Consider the following 25,921-nt stretch of genomic DNA (forward strand, 5'->3'; position numbering starts at 1 on the left):
GTGCGTGTTACATCGTTGTAATGTGGCACAGAGGAAGACCGCATCAGCTAGTTACGGAAGCGTGGAAACATACGTGAGTACCGACCAGAGTTCAGCCACTCTGCAGGACGAAACGAAGCGTCCGGTAACGGGCCCCACCGGCCGCCCGCAGACTGATTTCCCAGAACCGCCCAAACTTGACTCGCACGGTCCAGCACGCGTCATTGCCATGGTCAACCAAAAGGGTGGCGTGGGCAAAACCACTTCCACCATCAACCTGGCAGCAGCGCTCGCCGAATACGGTCGTCGCGTGTTGCTCGTTGATTTCGACCCGCAGGGCGCGCTCTCCGCGGGATTCGGAACCAACCCTCACGAACTCGATCTAACCGTGTATAACGTTCTGATGGATCGGAAGGTTGACGTCCGCGATGCCATCCGGAGCACCGCAGTGGACGGTGTGGATCTATTGCCGGCCAACATCGATTTATCTGCGGCCGAGGTCCAGCTGGTCAACGAGGTGGCCCGCGAGCAGGTCCTGGATCGAGCGTTGAGGAAAGTCTCGGACGATTACGACGTCATTCTCATCGACTGCCAGCCCTCGCTCGGACTACTCACGGTCAACGCGCTGACGGCAGCCCATGGCGTCATCATCCCCTTGATTTGCGAGTTCTTCGCGCTACGGGCCGTGGCACTTTTGGTGGAAACTATTGAAAAGGTCAAGGACCGCCTCAATCCTGGTTTGCAGGTGGACGGTGTCCTAGCCACAATGTACGACGCACGTACGCTCCATGGCCGCGAGGTAATCAACCGGCTCGTAGAGGCGTTCGGTGACAAAGTCTTCGAAACGGTCATCAAGCGGACCATCAAGTTTGCCGATGCCACAGTCGCCGCCGAACCCATCACCACCTACGCGGGCAACCACTCTGGCGCGGATGCGTATCGCAGGCTCGCCAAGGAGCTCATTGCCCGTGGCGGTGCTCCCTAACGGACATGGAGTTGCCCACGGTCGCAGCGGCGGAGGCCAACCCGGCCAAGGTCGGCCCTCCTCTGTCGGCTGGTTTCAAGGTCCGACTTGAAAATTTCAGCGGACCTTTCGATCTACTGCTGGGGCTGATATCCAAGCACGAACTGGACGTGACCGACATTGCCCTTGCCCGGGTCACGGATGAGTTCATTGCCTACATCAAGGGTGCAGGCGAGAGCGAACCTGGGTGGGCGCTGGACGAGGCGAGCGAGTTCTTGGTGGTCGCGGCGACCCTTTTAGATCTAAAAGCCGCACGGCTACTACCCTCCGGTCAAGTGGAGGACGACAAGGACATCGCACTTCTCGAAGCTCGGGATCTGCTGTTTGCCCGGTTGCTGCAGTACAAGGCTTTCAAACACGTAGCTGCCAACCTGGAAGAACGGTTGGGGCAGGAGAGCGCCCGCTTCCCTCGGGAGGTGCCACTTGAAACCCAGTTCACGACGCTGCTGCCGAGACTTGCCTGGAAAGCTGACGCCAACGTTCTGGCCGCTCTGGCCACCAAGACCCTCGAGGCGCGTGAACCGGAGGCAACCGCCGTCGGACTTGATCATCTACACGGCTCGTCCGTGACCGTCCGCGAAGAAGCAGCGTTCCTGCGGACACTCCTTGTCGGTGGACGTCCCCATAGCTTTCTTGAACTGACGGCCGACGCCGAAGAGATCCTGGTCGTCGTCGCCCGATTCCTTGCCTTGCTTGAGATGTTCCGCGACGAGGTGGTGTCCTTCGACCAGCTTTTCCCGTTGGGTGAACTCACCGTGCGTTGGATAGCACACGACGACGCGTGGGACGGTAGCAGCCTCAGCGGCGAGTTTGACGACACGCCGACACCCTCGGAGGACGAATGAACAGTGGTGAGCCTCAGAGCGAGCACGGAGGAGAAGATGCCCCGACGTCTTGGTCGGACTTGGCCGCACCGCTTGAGGCAGTGCTGATGGTGGTGGGGGAGCCGGTCCGTGCGGACGAACTTGCCGAAGTCCTCAAAGTGCCGCTCGCTGATGTCCTCGAAGCGTTGGAGAATCTGCGACGCGAATACGACGGCTATACTGGAAGCGGAGCCTCAGAGTCCGCTAGCAGGTCTAGGGGTTTTGAGCTTCGACAGGTCGCCTCCGGATGGAGATTTTACTCGCGAAGTGAGTTTGCTCCGGTCGTCTCACAATTCGTCACGGCTGGCCAGTCGGCCAGGCTTAGTCAGGCCGCACTGGAAACTCTGGCCGTCATCGCCTACCGGCAGCCGGTATCCAGAGCGAGGGTTTCAGCCATCCGGGGAGTCAACGTTGATTCAGTAGTTCGCACTCTCGTCGTGAGAGGCATGGTGGAGGAATGCGGCACGGAACTGGAAACCGGCTCCCTCCGATACAGGACTACTCCCCATTTTCTGGAAAGATTGGGGCTGGACTACATCTCCGAGCTTCCGCGCATTGCCCCGCATCTAGCGGGAGTCGATAATTTGGCTGACGTGGAAGACTCCACAACATACTAAACGCAACAAAGAGGACAATCATGACACCTGCACCCCGCTCCGGCTCCGGCCGCAATCAGCCGTCCGGCAAGGGCGGGCAGGGAGGCAAACGCGGAGGCCGTCCAGGATCGGACAGCGCGGGGAAGCCTCGCGCCGGCAGCGGCAGCAAGCCCGGCAACGGTGGCAAGCCTGGACAGGCTCGCAAGTCCGCAGCGCCCAAGGCTTTCGGTGGTGAACGTTTCGGGAAGAACCTCGGGCCGGTAAAGGCTGCCCCGCGCAAGAGCAGTAGCTCCCATGGTCAGCCGGCCGAACATCATCCCGACGGCGTCCGTCTGCAGAAGGTCATGGCGCAGGCAGGTGTGGCCTCTCGGCGCGTCTGCGAGGAGATGATCGAAGAGGGCCGCGTAGAAGTCAACGGTGCAGTCGTCACTGAACTTGGCGTGCGGGTCAAACCTGATGAGGCAGCAATTCACGTTGACGGCATCCGGCTGCAGCTGGATGAGGAGATGATGTACTACGTCTTCAACAAGCCGCAGGGTGTGGTCTCCACTATGGAGGACCCCGAGGGCCGCAAATGCATCAGCAATTTCCTCCGCAAGGGTACCGAGCGTCTTTTCCATGTAGGCCGCTTGGACGTTGCCACCGAGGGTTTGCTGCTGCTGACCAACGACGGCGAGCTGACCAACAGACTCACCCACCCCTCTTACGAGGTTCCCAAAACGTACCTGGTTCAGGTTCGTGGCCCGATGCCCAGCGGTATCGGCGCGAAGATGAAGGAAGGCGTTGAGCTCGAAGACGGCAGGGCCTCCGTGGACTCATTCCGCCTGGTTGACTCGACGCCGGGTCACATCCTCGTCGAGGTGATCCTTCACTCCGGGAAGAATCGTGTTGTCCGTCGTCTCTTCGACGCCGTCGGATTCCCCGTCGAGCGTCTGGTTCGCGTCAAGGTGGGCCCAATCGCCCTCGGAGATCAGCGACAGGGCACCATCCGCGCGCTCGGGCGTCAGGAAGTCGGACATCTACTCGCATCAGTAGGAATGTGAGTGGAGGAAGACACAGTTAGCGAGGGAGCGCATCTACGCGGTCCTGTTCTCATCATCGGCTCGGGCTTGCTCGGCGCCAGCATTGGACTGGGTCTGCGCGCCAAGGACGTTGAAGTTTTCTTGTCAGACATTTCACCGTCCACGCAGGCGGTGGCCGAAGATATAGGGGCCGGTAAAAGTGTCGATGTCGCACGGCCGAATTTCAGCCCGGAGCTAGTGGTCGTGGCGACTCCGCCGGACGTCGCCGCGACAGCTGTTCTGGATGCACTGCACCGCTATCCTCGTGCCGTCGTTATCGATATCGCCAGTGTCAAGACATCGGTGCGTGAGGCTGTTGAAGCCGATCCCGGTGCGAATAACCGGCACTATATCGGAACACATCCGATGGCGGGACGAGAGAAGTCTGGGCCGGTTGCGGCCAGGACGGAACTGTTCATCTCCATGCCGTGGGTCATTTGCCCGACGCCGACCAGCAACCCCGCAGCGGTCCGAACCGCGGAGGCCCTGGCCGTTGACCTTGGTGCTGTTCCGGTTCGAATGCCGGCAGAGGAGCACGACGAGGCGGTCGCTCTGATCAGCCACCTGCCGCAGGTCATGTCATCGCTGGTGGCCAGCCAATTGCAGAACACCCCCGGCACCGCGTTGGCGTTGGCAGGCAACGGGCTGCGTGACGTCACTCGGATTGCAGCGAGCGACCCGGCTTTGTGGGTCCAAATTCTATCAGCCAACGCTCCCCGCCTTGTGGGCATCCTGAAGGGAGTGCGTGAGGACCTTGGGCGGCTCATCGACACGCTGGAGCGCCCAACTGCACCGGGAGCACGTCTTGATATGGCGCAGCTGATGAGTGAAGGAAACGCTGGCCAGGCCCGAATCCCCGGAAAACACGGTGCACCGCCACAATCGTTCGCGAAACTCACTGTTCTTGTAGACGACGTTCCCGGTCAGATCGCTGCGCTCCTGACCGAGATCGGACAGATTGGCGTGAACCTGGAGGATTTGCGCCTAGATCATGCCCCCGGTAGGCCGGTCGGCATGGCAGAGGTCTCTGTACTACCAGGAAAGCATCAGCTACTAGTTGACGAACTCACCTCCCGCGGATGGAAGGTCATCCAGTGAACAACCCAGATCCCGCACTATTTAGGCAGGGAAAATCCCTGGTGGTTGCAGTCGACGGTCCCTCGGGTTCTGGTAAATCCAGTGTTAGCCGTGAGGCAGCTCGCCGGTTCCACGCCGCATACCTTGATACCGGCGCCATGTACCGGGCTGTGACATGGCATTGCCTTGACCGTGGTCTGGATTTGACCGATGCCGAGGCGGTCGAAGCCGCTGCGAAGTCTGTGACGATTGAGTTGAGCACCGATCCGGACGTCGAGTCGGTGAGAGTCGAGGGTGTGGATGTGACCGCGGAAATCCGAGAACCGCTGGTTTCGACGGCGGTGAGCGCAGTCGCGACAACCCTTGGCGCCCGTGCCGAATTGGTCCGGCGGCAACGCCAACAGATCATGGACTCCAACCGCCGTATCGTGGCCGAAGGCAGAGACATCACCACGGTTGTGGCACCGGATGCGGAAGTTCGTATCCTGCTCACCGCCAGCGAAGAAGCAAGGCTGCGGCGGCGTGGAGAGCAGCTGCAGGGAACGCAGAATGCCGAGCAGCTCCGGAGGCAGGTGACGCACCGCGACCGCTTGGATTCGACGGTCGTGAATTTTCAGCAGGCGGCCGATGGCGTGGTCACGATCGACTCTTCGGAGCTCGACTACGAACAGACCGTCAACGCAGTACTAAGAACAGTTTTTGAGGTTGCGCACTAGCGCAGCCCACCGTGTTTCAATGGTGCCGGTAGCGAACCGGCGATCAGCAACAAGAGGAACGAGATCATGAGCCAGAATCAGCCGCCCATCGGCGACCGGGACGAAGAGTACGTTCCGAAGGGTGAGGACCAGGTCCTTGAACGTCTGCGGACCCTCGACGACGAAGAGGCGGAAACGCGGGCGCGGTCTCTCCGTGCTGGACTGGCGGACTATGAACTGGATGAGGAAGACACCGCGCTGCTGGACCGCCGCGAGGAGGATTTCGACGACGAGCAGGAACTGCGCCAAGACCCGGTGTTGGCCATTATTGGCCGCCCGAACGTGGGCAAGTCAACGCTGGTCAACAGAATTCTAGGCCGCCGTGAAGCCGTGGTTGAAGATACCCCGGGCGTGACTCGGGACCGCGTCAGCTACGCCGCAGACTGGAACGCACGGAATTTCACGTTGGTGGATACCGGCGGTTGGGAACATGACGCAAGGGGCATTCACGCCCGCGTTGCTGATCAAGCAGAGATCGCCGTCGACATGGCCGACGCCGTCCTGCTGGTGGTGGACGCCACCGTTGGCGCGACTGCCACTGACGAAGCTGTGGTCCGCATGCTGCGACGCAAGAAGAAGCCGGTGATCGTTGTTGCCAACAAGGTAGACAACATCCAGGTTGAGGCTGACGCGGCAACGCTGTGGGGGCTGGGCTTCGGTGAGCCGTATCCGGTGTCCGCGCTTCACGGACGTGGTACTGCGGACATGCTCGACGCCGTCCTGAAGGTCCTTCCCGAATTCTCGGCTTACGAAGGACTGGATCGTACGGGCGGACCTCGTCGTGTTGCCTTGATCGGCCGCCCGAACGTGGGCAAGTCCTCGCTGCTGAACAAGCTTGCAGGTTCCGAGCGCGTGGTGGTGGACGCAACGGCAGGAACCACCCGCGATCCAGTTGACGAGATGATCGAACTCGGTGGCAGGACGTGGCGATTTGTGGACACCGCCGGTATCCGCCGACGCGTGCACATGCAGCAAGGAGCAGACTTCTATGCGTCGCTGCGGACCCAGTCCGCACTGGAGAAAGCGGAGGTAGCCGTCGTCCTGTTGGCTGTTGATGAGGTGCTGAGCGAGCAGGACGTTCGTATCCTGCAGCTGGCCATCGAATCCGGACGTGCACTGGTTCTGGCATTCAACAAGTGGGATCTACTGGAGGACGAGCGGCGCAAGTACCTGGAGCGAGAGATTGAGCAGGATCTCGCGCATGTGGAGTGGGCTCCCCGAGTCAATCTGTCGGCTAAGACAGGGTGGCACCGTGACCGCCTTGTGCCTGCGCTCGACGCAGCGCTGGAGAGCTGGGACAGAAGAATCCCGACAGGCAAACTGAACGCGTTCCTTGGTGAGCTTGTTGCCGCCCACCCGCACCCACTGCGCGGGGGAAAGCAACCCCGCATCCTCTTCGCGACGCAGGCATCCAACCGTCCGCCCAGATTCGTGTTGTTCACCACCGGCTTCCTGGATCCTGGGTACCGCCGCTTCATTATCCGCAGGCTCCGTGAAACCTTCGGCTTCGAGGGAACCCCCATCGAGGTGTCTATGAGGGTACGTGAAAAGCGGGGTAAGAAGAGGTAGCTTCACCACTCATAGCCCAATTCCTGGTCAAAAGTGGTCCGGGAATGTTGTAGAGTGTTCGAGGTAGTTCGGCCCGATTCGTCGGGCTGGACATCGGGATGTGGCGCAGCTTGGTAGCGCACTTGACTGGGGGTCAAGGGGTCGCAGGTTCAAATCCTGTCATCCCGACAGTGTGATGTCGCAAGACATTGGAATAGTTCGAACCCACGGTTTGTGGGTTCGAACTATTTTTTTGTGCCGGCGGGTTGGTAGTCGCGGTTGAGGTCGATAGTGAGCTCCCGCAGGATCTCTCCGGTTGTGGCGTTGGTGACGGTGACGTCGAGTTCTTGGATGAGTAAGGTGACGTGGGTTCCGGCGTGGGTTCCGGCGTGGGTTCGGCCGACGCCGATGTGACGAAGTTGTCCAGCGACGCGAAGGCTGACGGTGCCAGATTTGTCGATGCGATCGTGGCGGACCCGGTTGTGGGTATCGTCTCGCGGGCTGGTGCTGGGGTGTGGCTTTGATGCTCGTTGTGTAGGCCGTCGCTGGTGTGGCGCGGTGTTCTAGCGAGCGGTGTGGGCGACGTTGGTTGTATTCCTCGGCAAACTCATCCAGTAGTAGCTGCAGCTCGGTGATCGTGGTTGGCTGATCGGGCTGAGCTCGAAGCCACTTGTTGAGTGTTTGTTGAAAGCGTTCGACTTTGCCTTGGGTTTGAGGGTGGTGGGCCGTGCTGCTGGGCGGTGCGAGTGAAGGTATCGAGCACGATGACGGCAGAGATTCGGTGGTGTGCGGAGATGTGCAGTGTAGCGGGAGTGGTCATCAAGCCAGGTAATGATCTCGGTGTCTGGACCGGGTCGCCCATCGGGGGTGCTGAGACGGTAGCGAGTGAAGTCTGACTGCCAGCACTGGTTGGGTTGGGCGGCAGCGAAGTGCAGGTAGGAACTCTTCGGACGCTTCTTCGGTTCTGCCTCAACCAGCCCGTGCCGGGTCAGGATGCGGTGGATGGTGGCCCGGTTCAGGGGGATCTGGTGGGTGTGGCTCAGATGCCAGCCGATGGTGTCAGCCCCGGCATCCAAACCAGCGCTGTCTAGCCGCTGTCGCAGGGCGATTACGAGCTCGATCACTGCCGGTGGTGTTGCGGTGGGGCTGGTCTGAGGGCGGCGGGATCGTGGCTCGAATGCCGCCTCTCCCTCAAGCCGCCAGCGGGTCATCAGTTTCGAGATCCACCCTTGCGAGACACCGTATCGGCGGGCCACGTCAGACTGTGTTTGGCTGGCAAGAACGGCGGTGATCACGAGGCGTTGTTTACTCATGCCTCAGCCTGAACGTATGCCTATGACGCGCGACAGCTTATTCCGATGTCTTGCGACACACTATTCCTATGTCCTGCACCAGAACACTGTCATCCCGACAGAAAGCCCCGGCGAAGCGAAAGTTTCGTCGGGGCTTTGTTGTGCCCACGCGGGCAATGGCCAGTTACAGACGCCGCAGTAGGGCAGGGCACCCCGGCTCGAAACACCGCCCGTATGCCTATACTCTTGAGGTAGCTGTAACGGAGACCACTATCAGCGAGAATCCAGCAACTGAGAGGCATCACATGAGCAACATTCCCGCCGACCTGCATTACACGGCCGAGCATGAATGGGTCACAAGCCCCAGTGATGACGGAGTGGTACGGGTCGGGATCACCGACTTCGCCCAGGATGCCCTCGGAGACGTCGTCTATGTGCAGATGCCCGAGGCCGGGACCGCGCTGACAGCTCAGGATGTAATAGGCGAAGTTGAATCGACCAAGAGCGTCAGCGACATTTACGCGCCGCTTGCCGGAGAGGTCACCGCACGCAACGAAGCCCTCGACGGCGATCCTGCGTTGATCAACAGCGACCCCTACGGCAATGGATGGCTGTTCGAGCTAAAGCTCGAAGACAGCGCCGCTGCTGCAGCATTGATGAGTGCGGAAGATTACACTCAGCAGGTAAGCTAGGAGTTTCGGTTTTCAACAGGAATGGCTAACCGGCCACCGGGTAGCCATTCAGTATCCAGGGGAGAATTTTTAATGGCGGGTTCACACAACGCGGAGCACGACGAGTACAGCCCGGTCAAGGCCACGGAGACCACTTCCATCAGCCTGCCACCGCAGCCACCGTCGTCCCTCGTGGAGCCCAATCTCTCTCCCGAGGACAGGGGTGCCGTCTCCGCACTGCCCGCAGGATCAGCCCTGCTGATAGCGCACGAAGGGCCCAACGTGGGTGCTCGCTTCCTGCTCGATCAAGACATCACAACAGCTGGTCGTCATCCCAACGCGGATATCTTCCTCGACGACGTCACAGTATCTCGTCACCACGTCGATTTCTGCCGCGATGGGGACAACTTTGACCTAGTGGATTCCAGAAGCCTCAACGGTACCTACGTCAACAACGACCGCGTGGACAAGATCACCCTCAAAACCGGGTACGAGGTGCAGATCGGCAAGTTCCGCCTCACGTTCTACGCGGCCAGGGACTAACAACGCATGCCGCTACCTCACAGCGCACCATCGGCTAACGTACGGCCCGGCCACAGGGGCGTACGAAACATCGGGGAAGTCCTGACTGAACTCCGCGAGGACTTTCCGCGCATCACCGCTTCGAAAATCCGGTTCCTGGAAGAAAAGGGACTGATTTCGCCGCAGCGCACGGCAGCTGGTTACCGCAAATACACGGCGATAAACATCGAACGGCTCCGCTTCATCCTTGCGCTCCAGCGCGACCAATACCTTCCGCTGAAAGTTATCAAGGATTATCTGGACGCCATCGATAGAGGCGAACGCCCAGAATCCTTGCCCGAGGGCGTCACCGTCGCGCCGCGCGGACTAACCGATAACCTTGCTGGTGAGCTCCAGGCGCACAGCCGCTCACTGGGGCTCGAGGAGCTGATGACAGAAGCCGGAGCGAACGCGGACCTCGTTTCAGATTTGTGTGACTACGGGCTCATTTCCAATGAGAACGGCAAGTTCAACGAGCACGCTTTGAAGGTGGCGCGGGCCTGCGTTCAGTTGAGGAGCCACGGCATTGAACCACGCCATCTGCGCTCCTTTCGGGCAGCAGCGGACCGCGAAGTCGGACTCGTTGAACGGGTCGTCGCGCCGATGGCCTCCCGGAGGGACGTATCGTCAAGGGCTCAGGCCGCAGAGACAGCACGAGAAATCAGCGACCTTTGCCTCGGGCTGCACAGCGCCCTGGTCCAAGGGCAGATTTCCCGGATGGATACATAACCGAAGGAGGAAACCGTGCTGGAAGTAGAAGTAGTAGGAGTACGGATCGAGTTGCCCTCCAACCAGCCCTTGGTGCTCCTGAAAGAACGGCAGGGACAAAGGCATTTGCCCATATGGATCGGGGCCCACGAGGCCAGTGCTATCGCCTTCGTCCAACAGGGAATTACACCTCCACGGCCCATGACACACGACCTATTGGTCAACCTGTTGGACGCCACCGGCCAGAAACTCACCGAAGTACGCGTCGTCGCTGTTCATGACACCGTCTTCCACGCAACTTTGGTCCTTGAGAACGGCACAACTGTTGAATCCCGTGCCTCCGACGCCATCGCGATTGCACTCAGAGTCCCGTGCCCCATCATGTGTGCCCAGGACGTCATGGACGAAGCCGGTGTGGAAGTGTACGCCGATGCGGAGAGCGAAAACGGTGTTGAAACACCTGAACAGGCAGAACACGAATTGAGAAAATTCCGAGAGTTCCTTGCAGACGTGGAACCAGAAGACTTCGAAAAATAGCCGATGATGCGTCCCTATCGACGGCGACACACCCTTTACTGAACGTCAACGTCGTTGACCTCGGGCGAGAGTAGATCTAACGTCAAAGTATAAAGTTCCCACTGCGCCGACAGCACTTACTATCGCGCATCCATTGCGGGTGAGGAAAGTACCTCGGCTATTGACTTCCCGTCCGGGAACTGACAACAAGGAGGCACCACGTGAGTCCCAAGGGCGACGCCACCGAGCGTTCACGAGATGCGGCCACTTCGGTCTCCGCTAGTACCCAAGGCCTTCTCTTCACAGAAGACCTCCCTGTTTTGGATGAGGATGCCGGCTACCGCGGCCCAACGGCATGCAAAGCCGCTGGTATCACCTACCGCCAATTAGACTACTGGGCACGTACCGGCCTCGTGGAACCGGCCGTACGCGGCGCCTCCGGGTCTGGCTCCCATCGGCTCTACGGATTCCGTGACATTCTGGTTCTGAAAGTCGTCAAACGACTCCTCGATACTGGCGTATCCCTTCAACAGATCAGAAGTGCGGTCGAACATCTGCGCGATCGCGGAGTCGAAGATCTTGCGCAGATCACTTTGATGAGTGATGGTGCCAGCGTCTACGAGTGCACGTCAGCGGACGAGGTCATCGACCTCGTCCAAGGTGGACAAGGGGTCTTTGGCATTGCTGTCGGCCGGGTGTGGCGCGAAGTGGAGGGCAGCCTTGCCCAGCTTCCCAGCGAACATGCCGAGGAGACAGCGACGGCCGAAGACGAACTCAGCAAGCGTCGCGCAGCTCGCAAGGTGGGCTAGGACGGTCCTCAGCGACACCAGTAGAAGTACTAGAAGGGCGGCCCGAATGGGACCGCCCTTTGTCGTTTAAGGAACTGCTATCTCAGGCATTTCGGGAGGCACGGGTGCGCACGCGACCCGAATCAACAACCTTGGTGAGAAGTTCATCGAAATAACCCGAGGCCTGCCGCGCAGATTCGCCCGGCCATTGATGAATGCCGTGAGCTGCGCCCTGAATCTGTTGCCAGTTGGCTTGTTCCGGGATAGTGGGGGAGAGGAGTAGCTTCCCGAACATCTGCTTCATCTCGCCCAGACGAAAAGTGTGTTCCTGAGAGCCCTGGCGAACTCGGTTCGCCACAATACCCGCGGTTGACAATTCCGGTGCAAATTCTTTGCGGAACAAATCGATAGCTCGCATGGTCCGTTCCGTCCCGGCCACGGAAAAGAGCCCCGGTTCAGCCACGAGGAGGACCTTACTGCTCGCCGTCCACGCTATTCGAGTCAGCCCGTTCAGCGAAGGCGGGCAATCGATGAGGATTAGCCCATAGCCGGAGACGCGGTCCAGTAGCGTGGACAGGCGCCGCAGATCGCGCTTCCCGAGATCCGGACGATCGTAGATGCCCGAGTAAGCCGAACCCATCGCCACGTCCAGGACCCGACGGCCTCCGTCTTTGGCTGGCTCCGCCCGGCTGACCCAGCCGCTGGGCGCGACATTCGCCGAGAGGTCGCCCTTGCGGGCATTCTTCAGCAACCGTCCGATATCCACCTGACGACCGGCCTGTACACCGAGAGCCGTCGTCGCGTCTGCATGAGGATCCAAATCCACCACTAGAGTGGGGATGCCTGCTGCGAGTGCCGCAGACGCCAATCCCATGGTTACGGAGGTCTTGCCGACTCCGCCTTTGAGACTGCTGATGCTCACTACTTGCACGAGAAGAACCAATACCTAACATGTCTAGTAACCGCGGTCATTTCATCCCAGTAGACTGGCGCATGGAATGTTCGCTACTTGGAGAACGCTTTGACACATAACGAGCCTAACGGCAACACGCCGGCACCTTTCAGTGACCGACACATCGGGGTATCAACAGAACCCCACCTTCATCATATGTTGAGCACCCTTGGATTCGACTCACTGGATGCTCTGTGTGAGGCCGCGTTGCCTCAGACTATCCAGTCAACGGAAGCGATGAAGCTTCCTGCGGCTGCGTCGGAAGAAGCCATGCTCGCCGAATTACGCGGCCTGGCGGATAAGAACACGGTGCGGAAGTCACTTCTGGGTCAGGGTTACTACGGCACCTTTACTCCGGGAGTCATCCAGCGCAATGTCTTGGAGAGCCCTGCCTGGTACACGGCTTATACCCCGTATCAGCCCGAAATCTCGCAGGGACGGCTGGAAGCTCTCTTGAATTTCCAAACCGTGGTCGCGGACCTGTCTGGGATGGAAATCGCCAACGCATCCCTCTTGGACGAAGCGACGGCAGCAGCAGAAGCCATGACTTTGTTGCGTCGTACCAACCGTAAGGCAAAGCCCCAAGCGGCTTTCGTTGTGGACGCAGACGTCCTTCCGCAGACACTGGCTGTTATCCGCACCCGTGCAGAGGCGTTGAAGCTACCCATTCTCGTCCATAACTTTGACACCGGTCTTCCCGAGAGCGATTTCTATGCGGCGCTGGTCCAGTACCCGGGCGATTCCGGCCGGGTCCGCGATCTCCGTCCGTTGATTGACTCCATCAAGGAACGCGGAGCGCAGGTTGCGGTGGCGGCAGATCTGCTGGCACTGACCCTGCTCGAGGCCCCGGGAACTCTAGGGGCCGACGTCGCTGTCGGCACCTCCCAGCGCTTCGGGGTTCCCATGGGATTCGGTGGTCCCCACGCCGGCTACATGGCCGTCAGGAAGGGATTGGAACGATCACTTCCAGGCCGTCTCGTTGGTGTATCGAAGGACGCCAATGGCGCACAGGCGTACCGGCTTGCCCTGCAAACCCGCGAACAGCACATTCGCCGCGAAAAGGCGACATCCAATATCTGCACCGCGCAGGTGCTTCTGGCCGTGATGGCCGGTATGTACGCCGTTTACCACGGTCCGACTGGATTGAAGGCAATAGCCCACCGAACCGCTGGGTACGCTGCGTCCGTAGCTGCAGCTGCAACGGCAGGTGGACATGATGTCGTCCATGACAGCTACTTCGACACCGTCCGCATTAAGGTCAACAGCGTCAGTGGCCACAGCGCAGCGGAACGTGTCGCCGCGGCCCATGAGGCGGGCTACCTGATTCGCCTGATCGACACGGACCATATCCAGATTGCGGTCGACGAGACCACCAACGACGCCGACCTTGCGGCTATCGCAGAGGTGCTGGGCGCCGAAGCCGCACCAAGCGTCAGGAACATCGCGGTAACGCCAGCGCGGACAACGGATTACCTCACCAACGATGTCTTCCACAGTCACCACTCCGAAACTCAGATGCTGCGTTACCTGCGGCGCCTGGCGGATGCAGACTACGCGCTGGACCGGGGCATGATTCCACTGGGATCGTGCACCATGAAGCTCAACGCGACAGCGGAAATGGCCTCCGTCACTTGGCCGGAATTCGCCGGGCTGCACCCGTACGCACCTGCCTCAGACACCGTCGGCATTGTGGAAATGGCCACGCAGCTTGAAGATTGGCTCGCGGAAATTACCGGCTACGATGCAGTATCGGTCCAGCCGAACGCCGGTTCACAGGGTGAGTTGGCGGGCCTGCTGGCTATTAGGGCGCACCACCGCAGCCAGGGAGAGCCAGAGCGCAACGTCTGCCTGATCCCGAGCAGTGCCCACGGAACCAACGCGGCCTCCGCTGTCATGGCGGGGCTCAAGGTTGTTCCTGTCGCTACCGACGGTTTTGGCAACGTGGACATAGATGACCTCAAACGCCAGATCACTGTTCACAGTGACGATCTCGCGGCGATTATGATCACCTACCCGTCGACGCACGGAGTGTTCGAAACGGAGATATCCAACATCTGTGCCATGGTGCACGACGCCGGAGGCCAGGTCTACGTCGATGGTGCCAACTTGAACGCACTGGTAGGCCTCGCCCAGCCCGGCAAATTCGGCGCAGACGTGTCGCACCTGAACCTCCACAAGACGTTCTGCATACCGCACGGTGGTGGAGGTCCCGGCGTCGGGCCTGTCGCTGTTCGTCAACATCTGGCACCGTACCTGCCAGCACGCAGCATTGACGGTGATTCCCCGGTGGGACTGATCTCGGCTGCACCGTATGGATCCGCCTCGATCCTGCCGATCTCTTGGGCGTACATCAGAATGATGGGACCGGACGGTTTGCGTCGCGCAACACAGACCGCGATCCTCTCGGCCAACTATATCGCCAAGCGGCTGGAGGAGTACTACCCGGTCCTCTACACAGGCGCACACGGTCTTGTTGCCCATGAGTGCATCCTCGATCTGCGGCAGATCACCGCAGATAGCGGTGTCAGCGTAGACGACGTAGCGAAGCGCCTGATTGACTACGGCTTCCACGCTCCCACCATGTCGTTCCCTGTCGCCGGAACGCTGATGGTGGAGCCCACCGAATCCGAGGATCTCGGGGAAATCAATCGCTTTATTGATGCAATGGTGGCCATCCGCCGTGAAGTAGCAGCAGTTCAAGACGGTCTTTGGCCAGCCGATGACAATCCATTGGTCAACGCACCGCATACGGCGGAGTCCCTGACTGGCGAGTGGGAGCGCTCCTACAGCCGCCAAGACGCCGTCTTCCCGGCCGGAGTTGACCCACGCGCCAAATACTGGCCCCCGGTGGGCCGGGTTGATCAGGCATACGGGGACCGTAACCTGATCTGCTCATGCCCGTCGCTGGAGGAACTAGCCGAAGCCGACTCTTAAGCAACATTCCTGCAGTGATTCCGGAGCCGAACCTGACGTTCGGCCCCGGGCTCACTGCAGGATGACGCATCTTATGCAACATTTAGGGCAACGACGCCGGTCAACTGTAGTCTGTTTCCGTTGACCAACATCCCCACTCAAGGAGAGCTATGTTCTCAAAGATTCTGGTAGCCAACCGCGGTGAAATCGCGATCCGGGCCTTCCGGGCCGGACACGAGGTGGGTGCGAAGACCGTTGCGGTGTTCCCTCACGAGGACCGGAACTCGTTCCATCGGCAAAAAGCGGATGAAGCGTACCTGATCGGCGAGGAAGGACACCCTGTCCGGGCCTACCTTGATGTGGATGAGATCGTTCGCGTGGCTCTGGAGTCAGGTTGCGACGCCATCTACCCTGGTTACGGGTTTCTCTCAGAGAATGCGCAACTGGCACGCGCGGCAAAAGCGGCAGGCATCGCCTTCGTGGGGCCTCACGCGGAAGTGCTGGAACTAGCAGGTAATAAGGTCAATGCACTTGAAGCGGCCAGAAACGCGGGGATACCCGTCCTGAAGTCTTCTGCACCCAGTGCCGACGTGGACACTCTACTGGCCGCCGCAGACGAGGTTGGATTCCCCATCTTCGTCAAGGCCGTAGCCGGTGGTGGCGGCCGCGGAATGCGCCGGGTGGATACCCGACCAGAACTTCCCGAAGCACTGAACGCAGCCATGCGTGAAGCCAAAACAGCGTTCGGCGATGAGACCATGTTCCTTGAACAGGCAGTCCTGCGCCCGCGTCACATCGAAGTTCAGATCCTGGCAGATGCCGAAGGTAACGTCATTCACCTCTTTGAGCGTGATTGCTCCCTGCAGCGGCGGCACCAGAAGGTCGTTGAAATTGCGCCCGCACCCAACCTTGATGAAGGCATTAGGCAGGCCCTCTACCGCGACGCGGTCAAATTCGCGAAAGCACTGAACTACGTCAACGCCGGAACCGTAGAATTCCTTGTGGACACCGTCGGAGAGCGTGCGGGGCAGCACGTCTTCATCGAAATGAACCCGCGTATCCAGGTTGAGCACACTGTGACTGAAGAGGTCACCGACGTCGACCTGGTCCAGTCTCAATTGCGGATCGCAGCCGGGGAGACGCTGGCTGATCTGGGGCTCAGCCAAGATTCGGTGCAGCTCAAGGGTGCCGCCCTCCAGTGCCGGATCACGACAGAGGACCCAGCCAACGGCTTTAGGCCCGACGTTGGCAAGATCACCGTCTACCGTTCCGCTGGTGGCGCGGGCGTCAGGCTCGACGGCGGTACCGTCTACGCAGGAGCCGAAATCAGCCCGCACTTCGACTCGATGCTGGTAAAGCTGACCTGTCGTGGACGCAACTACCCCGCGGCCATCACTCGGGCGCGACGGGCTCTTGCTGAGTTTCGCATCCGTGGTGTTTCCACCAACATCGCCTTTCTGCAGGCCGTGCTCGCGGATCCGGAGTTTGTGGCCGGCAACGTAGCCACATCATTCATTGACGAGCGCCCTGAGCTGCTTGACGCGCGCGTGTCTGCCGACCGGGGGACGAAGCTGCTGACCTGGCTGGCTGACGTCACGGTGAATAAGCCGAACGGCGAGCCGACTCTGGAGATCGAGCCCAGTGAAAAGCTACCAGCGATTACCTCGCAACCAGTTCCAGGCTCGCGCCAGCGATTACTGGAACTCGGTCCTGAGCAGTTCGCTGCGGAGCTGAGGAAGCAACAGGCCGTGGCGGTCACCGATACAACGTTCCGTGACGCTCATCAGTCACTGCTGGCCACCAGGGTTCGTACACGGGACCTCGCAGCCGCAGGATCGGCAGTTTCGACGTTGACACCGCAATTACTCTCCGTTGAAGCGTGGGGAGGCGCAACCTACGACGTCGCGCTGCGATTCTTGGGAGAGGATCCCTGGGATCGTCTCGCATCTCTGCGTGAAGAGATCCCCAACATCTGTCTTCAGATGCTGCTTCGAGGCCGCAACACCGTGGGGTACACGCCATACCCCACTGAGGTGACCGACGCCTTCATCCGGGAAGCTGCAGAGACTGGAATCGACATCTTCCGGATATTCGATGCACTCAACGATGTTTCGCAAATGGAACCTGCCATCAAGGCTGTCCGCGCCACAGGTACGGCTGTCGCCGAAGTTGCGCTCTGCTATACGGCAGACATGATGGACCCCGCCGAGAAGATCTACACTCTGGACTACTATTTGGAACTCGCGGAAAAATGTGTTAGTGCCGGAGCCCACATCCTCGCAATCAAGGACATGGCCGGTCTGCTGCGTCCAGCGGCAGCGGCGAAACTGGTCAAGGCCCTGCGCGAACGCTTCGATCTTCCCGTACACCTCCACACCCACGACACAACCGGTGGCCAACTCGCGACGCTGCTGGCTGCCGTTAACGCTGGCGTTGACGCGGTCGATGTGGCCAGTGCCAGCCTGGCAGGAACCACCAGCCAGCCCCCGGCGTCCGCACTCGTGGCAGCCCTGGCCCACACGGACAGGGATACTGGAATCAGCCTCGACGCCGTTACGTCCCTTGAACCGTATTGGGAAGCTGTGCGGAAGTTGTACAGTCCTTTCGAATCAGGGCTGACCAGTCCCACCGGCCGCGTATACACGCACGAAATCCCGGGAGGTCAGCTCTCCAACCTGCGCCAGCAGGCTATCGCCCTTGGTCTGGGTGAGCACTTCGAGGCGATCGAAGACATGTACACGGCCGCGGACAGGATGTTGGGCCGGCTGGTCAAAGTAACGCCCTCGTCGAAGGTCGTTGGCGACCTCGCGCTCCAACTCGTGGGTTCCAGAGTGGACCCGGCTGACTTTGAGGAGAATCCGCAGAACTACGACATCCCAGATTCTGTGATCGGTTTCTTGGGTGGGGAACTCGGCGATCCTCCGGGAGGCTGGCCCGAACCGTTCCGCACCAAAGCATTGCAGGGACGTACCGTCAAGAAGCGGGATGTACGGATTGACGATGCAGATGCCGCGGGCCTGTCCGGTGATTCACAGAAGCGGCGGGCAACACTGAACAGGTTGCTGTTTCCTGGCCCGGCCGCAGATTTCCAGCGAATCCGCGATACCTACGGCGACGTTTCGGTCTTGGGGACTCGCGATTATCTTTTTGGCCTGCAGCAGGGTAGCGAGCACGTCATCGAGCTGGAAAAGGGTGTCAAGCTCATTGCCACGCTCGGAGCCATCTCTGAGGCGGATGAAAAGGGTATGCGCACCGTGATGTGCACGCTCAACGGGCAGTTACGTCCCGTCATGGTGCGGGACCGCAGCGTGGAAAGCGACGTCGTCGTGGCCGAGCGGGCCGATCCAGCTAACAATGGGCACGTACCAGCCCCCTTTGCAGGTGCCGTTACCGTCACTGTGAAACCGGGTGATTCCGTGTCCGCGGGCGATACTGTGGCAACCATCGAAGCCATGAAAATGGAAGCATCGATCAGCGCGCCCATCGGGGGAACCGTGGACCGGGTGTCGGTTTCGAATGTGGCTCAGGTTCAGGGCGGAGACCTTCTGCTGGTACTCATCACCAATTAGGTGGACCCGAGTGTGTCAGACTCCACGGACGAGTCGCGCCCGTGCGCGATGTTGTGTGCGCTACTCTGGGGGCTAAACACGGGTTGTCGGGACTACTCTGTCGGCCTTGGAAGCTAGCAGCAAGGACGGTCATGCCTGCCGAAAAGAAGGACCACGAGCCATCGGGAACGCCTGAGACTATCGATGAGCCTCAGGGTACGCGGGTCATCCAAGCGCCGGCGCTCCCAACAGAGCAGCCGACAACACCGGTAGTTAATCGGGATGAAAGCGAGAAAGCATCCCCGCCCCAAGCCGCAGCGGCACCTGCCCCCGATGACCCGACGAGTCCGGTCTGGATGACATCCTCCGATCTCGCCGTTGGACGAAAGCAGCCGGAGGACGCTGAATTGACGCTCACAACGGGTACCTCAACCGATCAGACGATCACTGGTGGTCCCGATACGTCACAGGAGGGTGCGCTTCGCAGCGCGCGCCGCGACAGAGAGGACGGCCCGGAGTCAGCCTCGTCGCTGACGGCCGAGAGGCTCCTCGCTGGAACGGAACGTCCGCCCATGGGTGGTTGGCGGCGGTGGCTGTACAGTGCGAGCTTTGGACGGATCAACGTTGGAGATTCGGATAAAGTGCGTATCGCTCGCGCGATGGAGAACCGTGTCGGCTACCGAATGGGGGATCGGACCCGCTACGTGCCTATCCTTTCCCGAAAGGGTGGTGTCGGTAAGACAACGGTCACAACTTTGCTTGGAATGGTTCTGGCGGACATTCGTGAAGACCGAATAATTGCCCTGGATGCTAATCCTGATCGCGGAACGCTCTCGGACAGATCACCGGGTCGCGCCGAATTCACAGCCCGGCAGCTCGTGCAGAACCGGTTCATGGTGGACTCGTTCTCGCAGCTGTCCAACTATGTTGCCCGTGATGGCTCCAGGCTCGACGTCCTGGCCTCCGATACCGACCCGGCAGTAGCCCAAGCGTTCGACGATTCGGACTACCGCGCTGTTACGGACATTCTTGGACGGTATTACTCAATCGTACTGACGGACTCTGGCACGGGAATGGTCCACTCTGTGATGAACGGCACACTGGACAAGGCGGATTCTGTGGTCTTGGTCTCCGGTGGAAGCGTCGATGAAGCACGGTTGGCATCGGAAACGCTGTCCTGGTTGGAAGCCCACGGCCGGACAGACCTGGTGTCCAGCGCAATCGTGGTCATCAATATGTCTGCTGGAAGTACAACCAAGGTCAACGTGGACGAAATTGAAGAGCACTTCCGTTCGCGCGTAGGCACAGTGGTGCGCTTGCCGTACGACCCTCACTTGGCCGAGGGGTCACGCGTGGATCTTGCGAAACTGCGACCAGCTACTCGAATGGCAGCTACTGAACTTTCCGCGCTCGTGGTGGACGGCCTTCACAGCTAACGAGCCGATACACTGCTGGGTGTGACTTACTACGACCTTGCAATTATTGGTTCTGGATCCGGCAACTCCCTCGTGACGAAGGACTGGGACAACAAAAGGGTTGCCATCATTGACGGAGGAATTTTCGGCGGTACCTGTCTAAATGTGGGCTGCATCCCCACCAAGATGCTTGTGTATCCAGCCGAGATCGGCCATATGGTCGCAGAGGGTAAGGTACTTGGCGTCGACGCTACAGTGATCAACACCCGCTGGACCGATATTCGCGATCGGATCTTCGGGCGGATCGATGCCATCTCCGAGGGCGGCCGGAAGTACCGCGCGGAGGAACTCGAGAACGTTACGCTCTATGAAGAGAACGCACGTTTCACATCTCGGACCACTCTTGAGACTGCATCGGGCGCGGTTATTGAGGCCGGACACATTGTTGTGGCCGCCGGCTCGCGGGCTGTGAAACCTCCTATTGAGGGTATCGATCTGCCGCAGGTTCACACCTCGGACTCCGTCATGCGCGTTGACGAGCTACCTCGACGTGTGCTCATCATCGGCGGCGGTTACATCGCGGCGGAATTCGCGGGCATCTTTACCGGTCTGGGTTCTAGCGTCACCATGGTGAACCGCTCAGGCACGCTATTGCGCGGCCAGGACTCAACCGTTACCGAACGTTTCACGGATGCAGCCGCCGGGTTGTGGGACCTGAAACTCAACTGTGTCGTACAGTCCATCATTGAGAATACGGACGGCAGTGTAACCGCCAACCTGGCTTCGACGCAGGATAACCGACAGGAATCCATCCAGATCGACCTCGTGCTCGTGGCAACAGGGCGCGTCCCCAACAGCGACACCCTGGCCTGTGAGGTGGCAGGGATAGACAGGGAGTTGGATGGACGCGTGAGAGTCGATCAGTATCAGCGTGTATTGTCTGACGGCGAACCGGTAGAGGGGCTGTGGGCGTTGGGCGATGTAAGCTCCGAGCACCAGCTCAAGCATGTTGCGAACCATGAGGCCCGCGTCGTCGGCTACAACCTCATCCATCCTCAGGACCTGCGAGCGAGTGATCACCGGTTCATTCCAGCAGCCGTGTTCACACACCCGCAGATTGCATCCGTTGGATTAACGGAGGACCAAGCCCTTGCTCGCGGAAGCAGGACCGGCGTTGCGACCGTTCTCGCTGTGCAGGAGTATACCTCTACTGCCTATGGCTGGGCCATGGAAGACACCACCGGATTCGTGAAACTCATTGCAGAGAAAAAATCGGGACGGCTCCTGGGCGCACACATCATGGGCCATGAAGCGTCCATACTCATCCAGCCGCTCATCCAGGCAATGTCCCAGGGCCTTCCCGTAGCTGAAATGGCCCGTGGTCAATATTGGATCCACCCGGCGTTGACGGAGGTCGTTGAGAACGCGCTGCTGTCTCTCAACGTTGACCCCACGCCGGGCGATCCAATCTAGCGGCTGGCTCCTTCATAAATGGAGTCGACCGTCTCCGAGTAGTCCTTGAGAACTTGGGCTCGCTTGATCTTCATGGAAGGAGTTAAGTGACCGCTGGCCTCAGTGAAGTCCGTTGGGACAACACGGAATGTTTTGATTGATTCTGCACGGGATACTGTTGAATTCGCGCGGTCTACGACGGCTTGGATTTCTGCGAGCACAGTTTCGTTCTGACCAGCGTCTTCGATGCTTGTCGATGCTGAGAGGTTGTGCCGTTCGAGCCAACCGGGAAGGGCTTCTTCATCCAGGGTGACCAATGCGGAGATGAAGGGTCGCTGGTCACCGACAACTACGCACTGGGACACTATGGCACTGGCACGGATGGTGTCCTCCAGCTTGGCAGGAATCACATTCTTGCCGCTGGCGGTGACAATAATTTCTTTCTTGCGGCCGGTGATTCTCAGGTATCCCTCGTCGTCGAGTTCGCCGATGTCGCCGGTGTGGAACCAGCCATCGGTGAATTCACGTTCTGTGAGATCCGGCCGGTTGAAGTATCCCCGGAAAACACAAACACCCTTGGCGAGAATTTCGCCGTCGTCGGCGATTTTGACCGCGTTCCCGGGCAGCGGCACTCCGACAGTTCCGATTTTGAACTGCTTGGGCCTGCTGACTGTTATAGGGGCCGTTGTCTCCGTCAGCCCGTACCCTTCCAACACCATCAGGCCGATACCGTGGAAGAAGTGGCCGAGCCGCTCTCCCAGCGGACCTCCGCCGGAGACTGCGTAGCTGACCTGCCCGCCCATGGCCTCACGGAGAGTTTTGTAGACGAGTTTATCGAATAGTTTGTGCTTAAGATTCAATAGCAGCGGCACCTTGCCTGCGCTCTGAGCCCTTGACCATTCGATCGAAGTGTTTGCGGCTGCAGCGAAGATCTTGCCCTTGCCGGCGGCCTCGGCTTTTTGCACTGAACCGTTGTAGACCTTCTCAAAGACGCGCGGAACAACCAGCAGAAAGGTGGGGCTGTACCCCTGGAGGTCTGGCAGAAGATTCTTGATGTCCGGGGTATGCGCAACGGTAGCACCTGATGCAACGCAGAGAACTGAAATGAAGCGCGCAAATACGTGTGCGAGTGGTAGGAACATGATGGTCCGTGCGTTTTCGTGAACGCACTCGGGCAGTGCCGCAGCGGCGTTGTCACACAATTCAACGAAGTTGCCGTGTGTGAGCTCGCAGCCTTTGGGTTTACCAGTGGTGCCGGAGGTGTAGATGATGGTCGCCAGGTCAGTCAGACCGGCGTTGGACCGGCGCTCTTCAATGACCCGTGCATCGGCGTCGGCACCACTTTTCCGAAGGTTATCCAGTCCGGTGCCGTCAAACTGCCAGATGTTGGCCAGGACCGGAAGATCGTCGCTGGAGGCAGCTTGACGCACGATGGTCTCGTGGGCTTCGGACTCGACGAATATAGCCACAGCTCCGGAGTCGCTGAGGATCCAGGCTACCTGCGATGGGGAGGATGTCTCATAGACCGGCACGGAGACGGCGCCGGTGAACCAGATGGCGAAATCAACGAGTGACCACTCATAGCGGGTCCTGGCCATGATGGCGACGCGATCTCCAATGTCAACGCCCGAAGCTATCAGGCCTCCCGCGATCCGCTGAACGTCCTTAAGGAATTCAGTGGCACTGATGTCCTGCCATTGGCCGGCTGCGTCCTTGGTAGAAAAGAGCGAACCCACGTTCGTTTTGTTGGCCTGTCGGAGCAAAAGATCCGTGATGTTAGTGTCCGGCGACGTTTCAACCATGACAGGAACGCTGTTCTCGCGCACTATGACTCCTCATTGTTAGCTCGGTCACTCACAGGATACCCCGAAATACTAGTCTCACGCGGTATCGCTACTGGTCAGTAACATATCTCTGCCGATAGTAGTCTGTTGTCGTCTTCGGCAGTGCGCCGCCCATCCAGCACAAAGGAAGCAGCCCGTGGAGAATTCAGACCATACCGGAACCTTGGCTATCGGGATGGACGTAGGCGGGACCAAAGTCGCAGGCGGTGTCGTCGACCAGCAAGGCCGCGTTCTGTCCCGGGTGGAACTGCCATGTCCCGGACATGACATCTGGGCTGTGGAAGACATCATCGTCAGCATAGTAGAGGGACTTTCAGAACAGTTTCCGGTCGCGACCATCGGTGTTGGGGCGGCAGGGTGGGTCGATCTTGACGGTTCTAGGGTACTTTTCAGCCCACACCTCGCGTGGCGGGATGAACCGTTGCGGGAGAACCTCGAGGGCCTGTTACGGCGCTCAGTGCATCTGGTCAACGATGCCGACGCCACTGGCTGGGCCGAATGGCGCTTCGGTTCGGGACGGAGCGAGCGCAGATTGATCTGTCTGACGCTCGGTACTGGAATCGGCGGATCTCTGATCATGAATGGAACAGTAGAACGCGGACGTCACGGCGTCGCGGGGGAGTTTGGCCATCAGTTGATCGTCCCGGGCGGTCATCAGTGTGAGTGTGGCAACCGCGGTTGCTGGGAGCAGTATGCCTCAGGGAACGCCCTTGGACGGGACGCGCGCGAGCTTGCTTCAGCCAGTCCCCGAGCGGCAGCATCGCTGCTTGAGGCCGCTGGAAACGACGCGGCCAGCATCACAGGAAGTCTGGTCACCACTCTGGCGCTGGCAGGGGATGTCGTGAGCCGGAAACTTATTGAGGAAACTGGGCGTTGGCTGGGACTCGGCCTGGCTAATCTGGCGGCTGTGCTGGATCCAGGAGCTTTTGTTATTGGGGGAGGTCTGGCCCGTGCAGGTGATCTGCTGCTGGAGCCCGCCAGACGGGCATTTGCCCAGCAACTAACGGGGCGTGGATACCGACCGGCCGCACCTATTCACGGTGCTGCGCTCGGGCCCGACGCCGGACTGATTGGTGCCGCCGACCTCTCCCGGAATGCCACGATATGCAGCACTCAGACCTCAGCCCCATCGTTGTTGGAGTAATCCCGGCCCCGGGGGAGACGCGAGAGCAGATAGCCGACGCCTGCGAGGAAGGCCGCGATGATTCCCAGGGTGAGAGCCATGGGTGCTGACGGCCAGAGAATGGTGAGAAGAAGTAAGGCCAACGGCCCTCCCGCGGCCGCCAACCAAGAAAGTACGACAAGAGGTTCGCCGGATCCAAGCGGCGGCAGATCATCAGGAACGTACTTCTCGTCGGCTGGTTCTTCCGGAGCAATGTGGTCTCTTGGACCGTGGTGGGAAAGAGTTGGTTGGCCGTCGAAAATTTGCCTAACGCGTTCGGACGCCGGAAGTTCCTGTGGCGCCGCGTCAACCGGCTCCGGTTTCTGCTCGTCATCCGACAGGCGCGAGACCAAGTCCTGCCAAACCGCGTCTTCATTGTCGTTCCTGTCGCTCATCAGGCACCTCCGCCGCGTCCGCCGCCAAGGCGGGTGATGAAATCAGCTGTGCCGGAAAAAATCGTTTCGGCCTCGTGATCCATGGTGGCTACATGGTAGCTGTTCGTCAACGACACGATCTCCAATAATTCGGATGAAATTCCTGCACGCAGAGCGTCCATACTACTTTCGGCGACCACAGGGTCAACCGTTGAGCGGAAGGCTAGAACAGGCACTGTGATACGCGGCAGTAGCGCGGTGGTGTCACGAAACAACTTGCCTAGTTGGTGAACTGCCGCCACTGGCGTCCGCGGATAGGCTTGTTCGTCAACGCCTTCCTTCTTAATGCTGTTGCCGATGGATGGAACCGATTTGACGAGGTACTTCATCAGCCCGGAGAAGCGGGCGCGTGGATCTTCTATGGTGAGGCCGGGATTCACGACGGCGGCGCCGGCTACGTCCTCGCACGCGGTGAGGCGCAGTGCGAGCGCTCCGCCCATGGACAGTCCGGCCGCAATCTGCACGTCCGTCTCACCACGGAGGTCGATATAGCTGCGCTCCACCTCCTCGTACCAGGCACGCCACGGTGTTGCGGCCAGTTCCTGCCACGTCGTGCCATGGCCGGGGAGTAGTGGAACGCGCACCGCAAAACCCAGGTGGGACAGGTAGCGCGCCCATTCCAAGACGCTGACGGGCGAACCCGTGAACCCATGGCAAAGGACAACGCCGATGCGGCCTCGCTCACCATGTCCGGAAGAAGAGAATGCTGCGCTGCTGGATGTGGCCATACACATAGACTAGTGTCACAAACGCCACAGCAAA

The 25,921-nt window shown here is 59.9% G+C and carries 21 protein-coding genes, 1 tRNA gene and 1 pseudogene; 18 read left to right on the top strand and 5 right to left on the bottom strand.

Annotated features, from left to right (window positions below; all coding sequences use genetic code 11):
- Window positions 1-73 precede the first annotated feature (73 nt).
- From JOE65_RS07545 to JOE65_RS07580, 8 genes are all read left to right on the top strand, one after another.
- Complete coding sequence (locus tag JOE65_RS07545) at window positions 74-964, top strand: AAA family ATPase (RefSeq protein WP_205162630.1); 891 nt, start codon at window positions 74-76, stop codon at window positions 962-964.
- Window positions 965-969: 5 nt separating this feature from the next.
- Window positions 970-1,848, top strand: coding sequence for a segregation and condensation protein A (locus tag JOE65_RS07550; RefSeq protein WP_205162631.1), 879 nt, complete (start codon window positions 970-972; stop codon window positions 1,846-1,848).
- Window positions 1,845-2,483 (top strand): SMC-Scp complex subunit ScpB, encoded by a 639-nt coding sequence (gene scpB, locus JOE65_RS07555; protein WP_205162632.1) that lies wholly within the window; start codon window positions 1,845-1,847, stop codon window positions 2,481-2,483. The genes JOE65_RS07550 and scpB overlap by 4 nt, the downstream gene beginning before the upstream one ends.
- Window positions 2,484-2,503: 20 nt before the next feature.
- Window positions 2,504-3,505 carry a pseudouridine synthase gene (locus JOE65_RS07560; RefSeq protein ID WP_205162633.1) on the top strand — a complete coding sequence of 334 codons (1,002 nt, stop codon included), beginning with the start codon at window positions 2,504-2,506 and terminating at the stop codon, window positions 3,503-3,505.
- Window positions 3,506-4,621: a prephenate dehydrogenase gene (locus tag JOE65_RS07565; RefSeq protein WP_205162634.1), complete on the top strand. Its 1,116-nt coding sequence runs from the start codon at window positions 3,506-3,508 to the stop codon at window positions 4,619-4,621. It begins immediately after the preceding gene.
- Complete coding sequence (gene cmk, locus JOE65_RS07570; protein WP_205162635.1) at window positions 4,603-5,316, top strand: (d)CMP kinase; 714 nt, start codon at window positions 4,603-4,605, stop codon at window positions 5,314-5,316. The genes JOE65_RS07565 and cmk overlap by 19 nt, the downstream gene beginning before the upstream one ends.
- Window positions 5,317-5,382: 66 nt before the next feature.
- Window positions 5,383-6,924: a ribosome biogenesis GTPase Der gene (gene der, locus JOE65_RS07575; protein WP_205162636.1), complete on the top strand. Its 1,542-nt coding sequence runs from the start codon at window positions 5,383-5,385 to the stop codon at window positions 6,922-6,924.
- A 94-nt stretch (window positions 6,925-7,018) separates the two neighbouring features.
- Window positions 7,019-7,092 (top strand) — tRNA-Pro (locus JOE65_RS07580).
- Between the two features lie 56 nt (window positions 7,093-7,148).
- On the opposite strand, the pseudogene JOE65_RS15615 reads toward JOE65_RS07580, so the two are convergent.
- A pseudogene (locus JOE65_RS15615) lies at window positions 7,149-8,216 on the bottom strand (integrase core domain-containing protein).
- A 284-nt stretch (window positions 8,217-8,500) separates the two neighbouring features.
- Here JOE65_RS15615 and gcvH point away from each other — a divergent pair.
- The 5 genes from gcvH (at window position 8,501) to JOE65_RS07610 (ending at window position 11,460) form a co-directional block, all read left to right on the top strand.
- Window positions 8,501-8,887: a glycine cleavage system protein GcvH gene (gene gcvH / locus JOE65_RS07590; protein WP_205162637.1), complete on the top strand. Its 387-nt coding sequence runs from the start codon at window positions 8,501-8,503 to the stop codon at window positions 8,885-8,887.
- A gap of 72 nt (window positions 8,888-8,959) precedes the next feature.
- A complete protein-coding gene (locus JOE65_RS07595; protein ID WP_205162638.1) occupies window positions 8,960-9,409 on the top strand; it encodes an FHA domain-containing protein in 450 nt (149 codons plus the stop codon).
- A gap of 6 nt (window positions 9,410-9,415) precedes the next feature.
- Window positions 9,416-10,156: a transcriptional regulator FtsR gene (ftsR, locus tag JOE65_RS07600; protein ID WP_205162639.1), complete on the top strand. Its 741-nt coding sequence runs from the start codon at window positions 9,416-9,418 to the stop codon at window positions 10,154-10,156.
- A 15-nt stretch (window positions 10,157-10,171) separates the two neighbouring features.
- Window positions 10,172-10,672 carry a bifunctional nuclease domain-containing protein gene (locus JOE65_RS07605; RefSeq protein WP_205162640.1) on the top strand — a complete coding sequence of 167 codons (501 nt, stop codon included), beginning with the start codon at window positions 10,172-10,174 and terminating at the stop codon, window positions 10,670-10,672.
- A 200-nt stretch (window positions 10,673-10,872) separates the two neighbouring features.
- A complete protein-coding gene (locus JOE65_RS07610; protein ID WP_205162641.1) occupies window positions 10,873-11,460 on the top strand; it encodes a MerR family transcriptional regulator in 588 nt (195 codons plus the stop codon).
- Window positions 11,461-11,542: 82 nt separating this feature from the next.
- On the opposite strand, the gene JOE65_RS07615 is transcribed toward JOE65_RS07610, so the two are convergent.
- On the bottom strand, window positions 11,543-12,370 hold the full coding sequence (locus tag JOE65_RS07615; protein WP_205162642.1) for an AAA family ATPase: 828 nt from the start codon (window positions 12,368-12,370) through the stop codon (window positions 11,543-11,545).
- Window positions 12,371-12,460: 90 nt separating this feature from the next.
- Between JOE65_RS07615 and gcvP the strand changes: the two genes are divergently transcribed.
- The 4 genes from gcvP to JOE65_RS07635 all read left to right on the top strand — a co-directional run bounded on the left by gcvP (window position 12,461) and on the right by JOE65_RS07635 (window position 21,740).
- Window positions 12,461-15,325 carry an aminomethyl-transferring glycine dehydrogenase gene (gcvP, locus tag JOE65_RS07620; RefSeq protein WP_205162643.1) on the top strand — a complete coding sequence of 955 codons (2,865 nt, stop codon included), beginning with the start codon at window positions 12,461-12,463 and terminating at the stop codon, window positions 15,323-15,325.
- 149 nt (window positions 15,326-15,474) lie between these two features.
- Entirely contained in the window at window positions 15,475-18,873 is a 3,399-nt protein-coding gene (locus JOE65_RS07625) for a pyruvate carboxylase (protein WP_205162644.1), read from the top strand.
- A 131-nt stretch (window positions 18,874-19,004) separates the two neighbouring features.
- Window positions 19,005-20,288, top strand: coding sequence for a MinD/ParA family ATP-binding protein (locus JOE65_RS07630; RefSeq protein WP_205162645.1), 1,284 nt, complete (start codon window positions 19,005-19,007; stop codon window positions 20,286-20,288).
- Window positions 20,289-20,309: 21 nt separating this feature from the next.
- Window positions 20,310-21,740: a mycothione reductase gene (locus JOE65_RS07635; RefSeq protein ID WP_205162646.1), complete on the top strand. Its 1,431-nt coding sequence runs from the start codon at window positions 20,310-20,312 to the stop codon at window positions 21,738-21,740.
- On the opposite strand, the gene JOE65_RS07640 is transcribed toward JOE65_RS07635, so the two are convergent.
- Window positions 21,737-23,545, bottom strand: a complete 1,809-nt coding sequence (locus JOE65_RS07640; RefSeq protein ID WP_205162647.1) for an AMP-binding protein — start codon at window positions 23,543-23,545, stop codon at window positions 21,737-21,739. The genes JOE65_RS07635 and JOE65_RS07640 overlap by 4 nt on opposite strands.
- A gap of 193 nt (window positions 23,546-23,738) precedes the next feature.
- Here JOE65_RS07640 and JOE65_RS07645 point away from each other — a divergent pair, with 193 nt between their 5' ends.
- Complete coding sequence (locus JOE65_RS07645; protein WP_205164080.1) at window positions 23,739-24,707, top strand: ROK family protein; 969 nt, start codon at window positions 23,739-23,741, stop codon at window positions 24,705-24,707.
- Here JOE65_RS07645 and JOE65_RS07650 read toward each other — a convergent pair.
- Together JOE65_RS07650 and JOE65_RS07655 are read right to left on the bottom strand one after the other, a co-directional pair.
- Complete coding sequence (locus JOE65_RS07650; protein ID WP_205162648.1) at window positions 24,677-25,120, bottom strand: hypothetical protein; 444 nt, start codon at window positions 25,118-25,120, stop codon at window positions 24,677-24,679. The two genes, JOE65_RS07645 and JOE65_RS07650, sit on opposite strands and share 31 nt — an antisense overlap.
- Window positions 25,120-25,887 (bottom strand): alpha/beta hydrolase, encoded by a 768-nt coding sequence (locus tag JOE65_RS07655; RefSeq protein ID WP_205162649.1) that lies wholly within the window; start codon window positions 25,885-25,887, stop codon window positions 25,120-25,122. The genes JOE65_RS07650 and JOE65_RS07655 overlap by 1 nt, the downstream gene beginning before the upstream one ends.
- Window positions 25,888-25,921: the final 34 nt, after the last annotated feature.

It is taken from the genome of Arthrobacter roseus, assembly GCF_016907875.1.
GTDB lineage: Bacteria > Actinomycetota > Actinomycetes > Actinomycetales > Micrococcaceae > Arthrobacter_J > Arthrobacter_J roseus.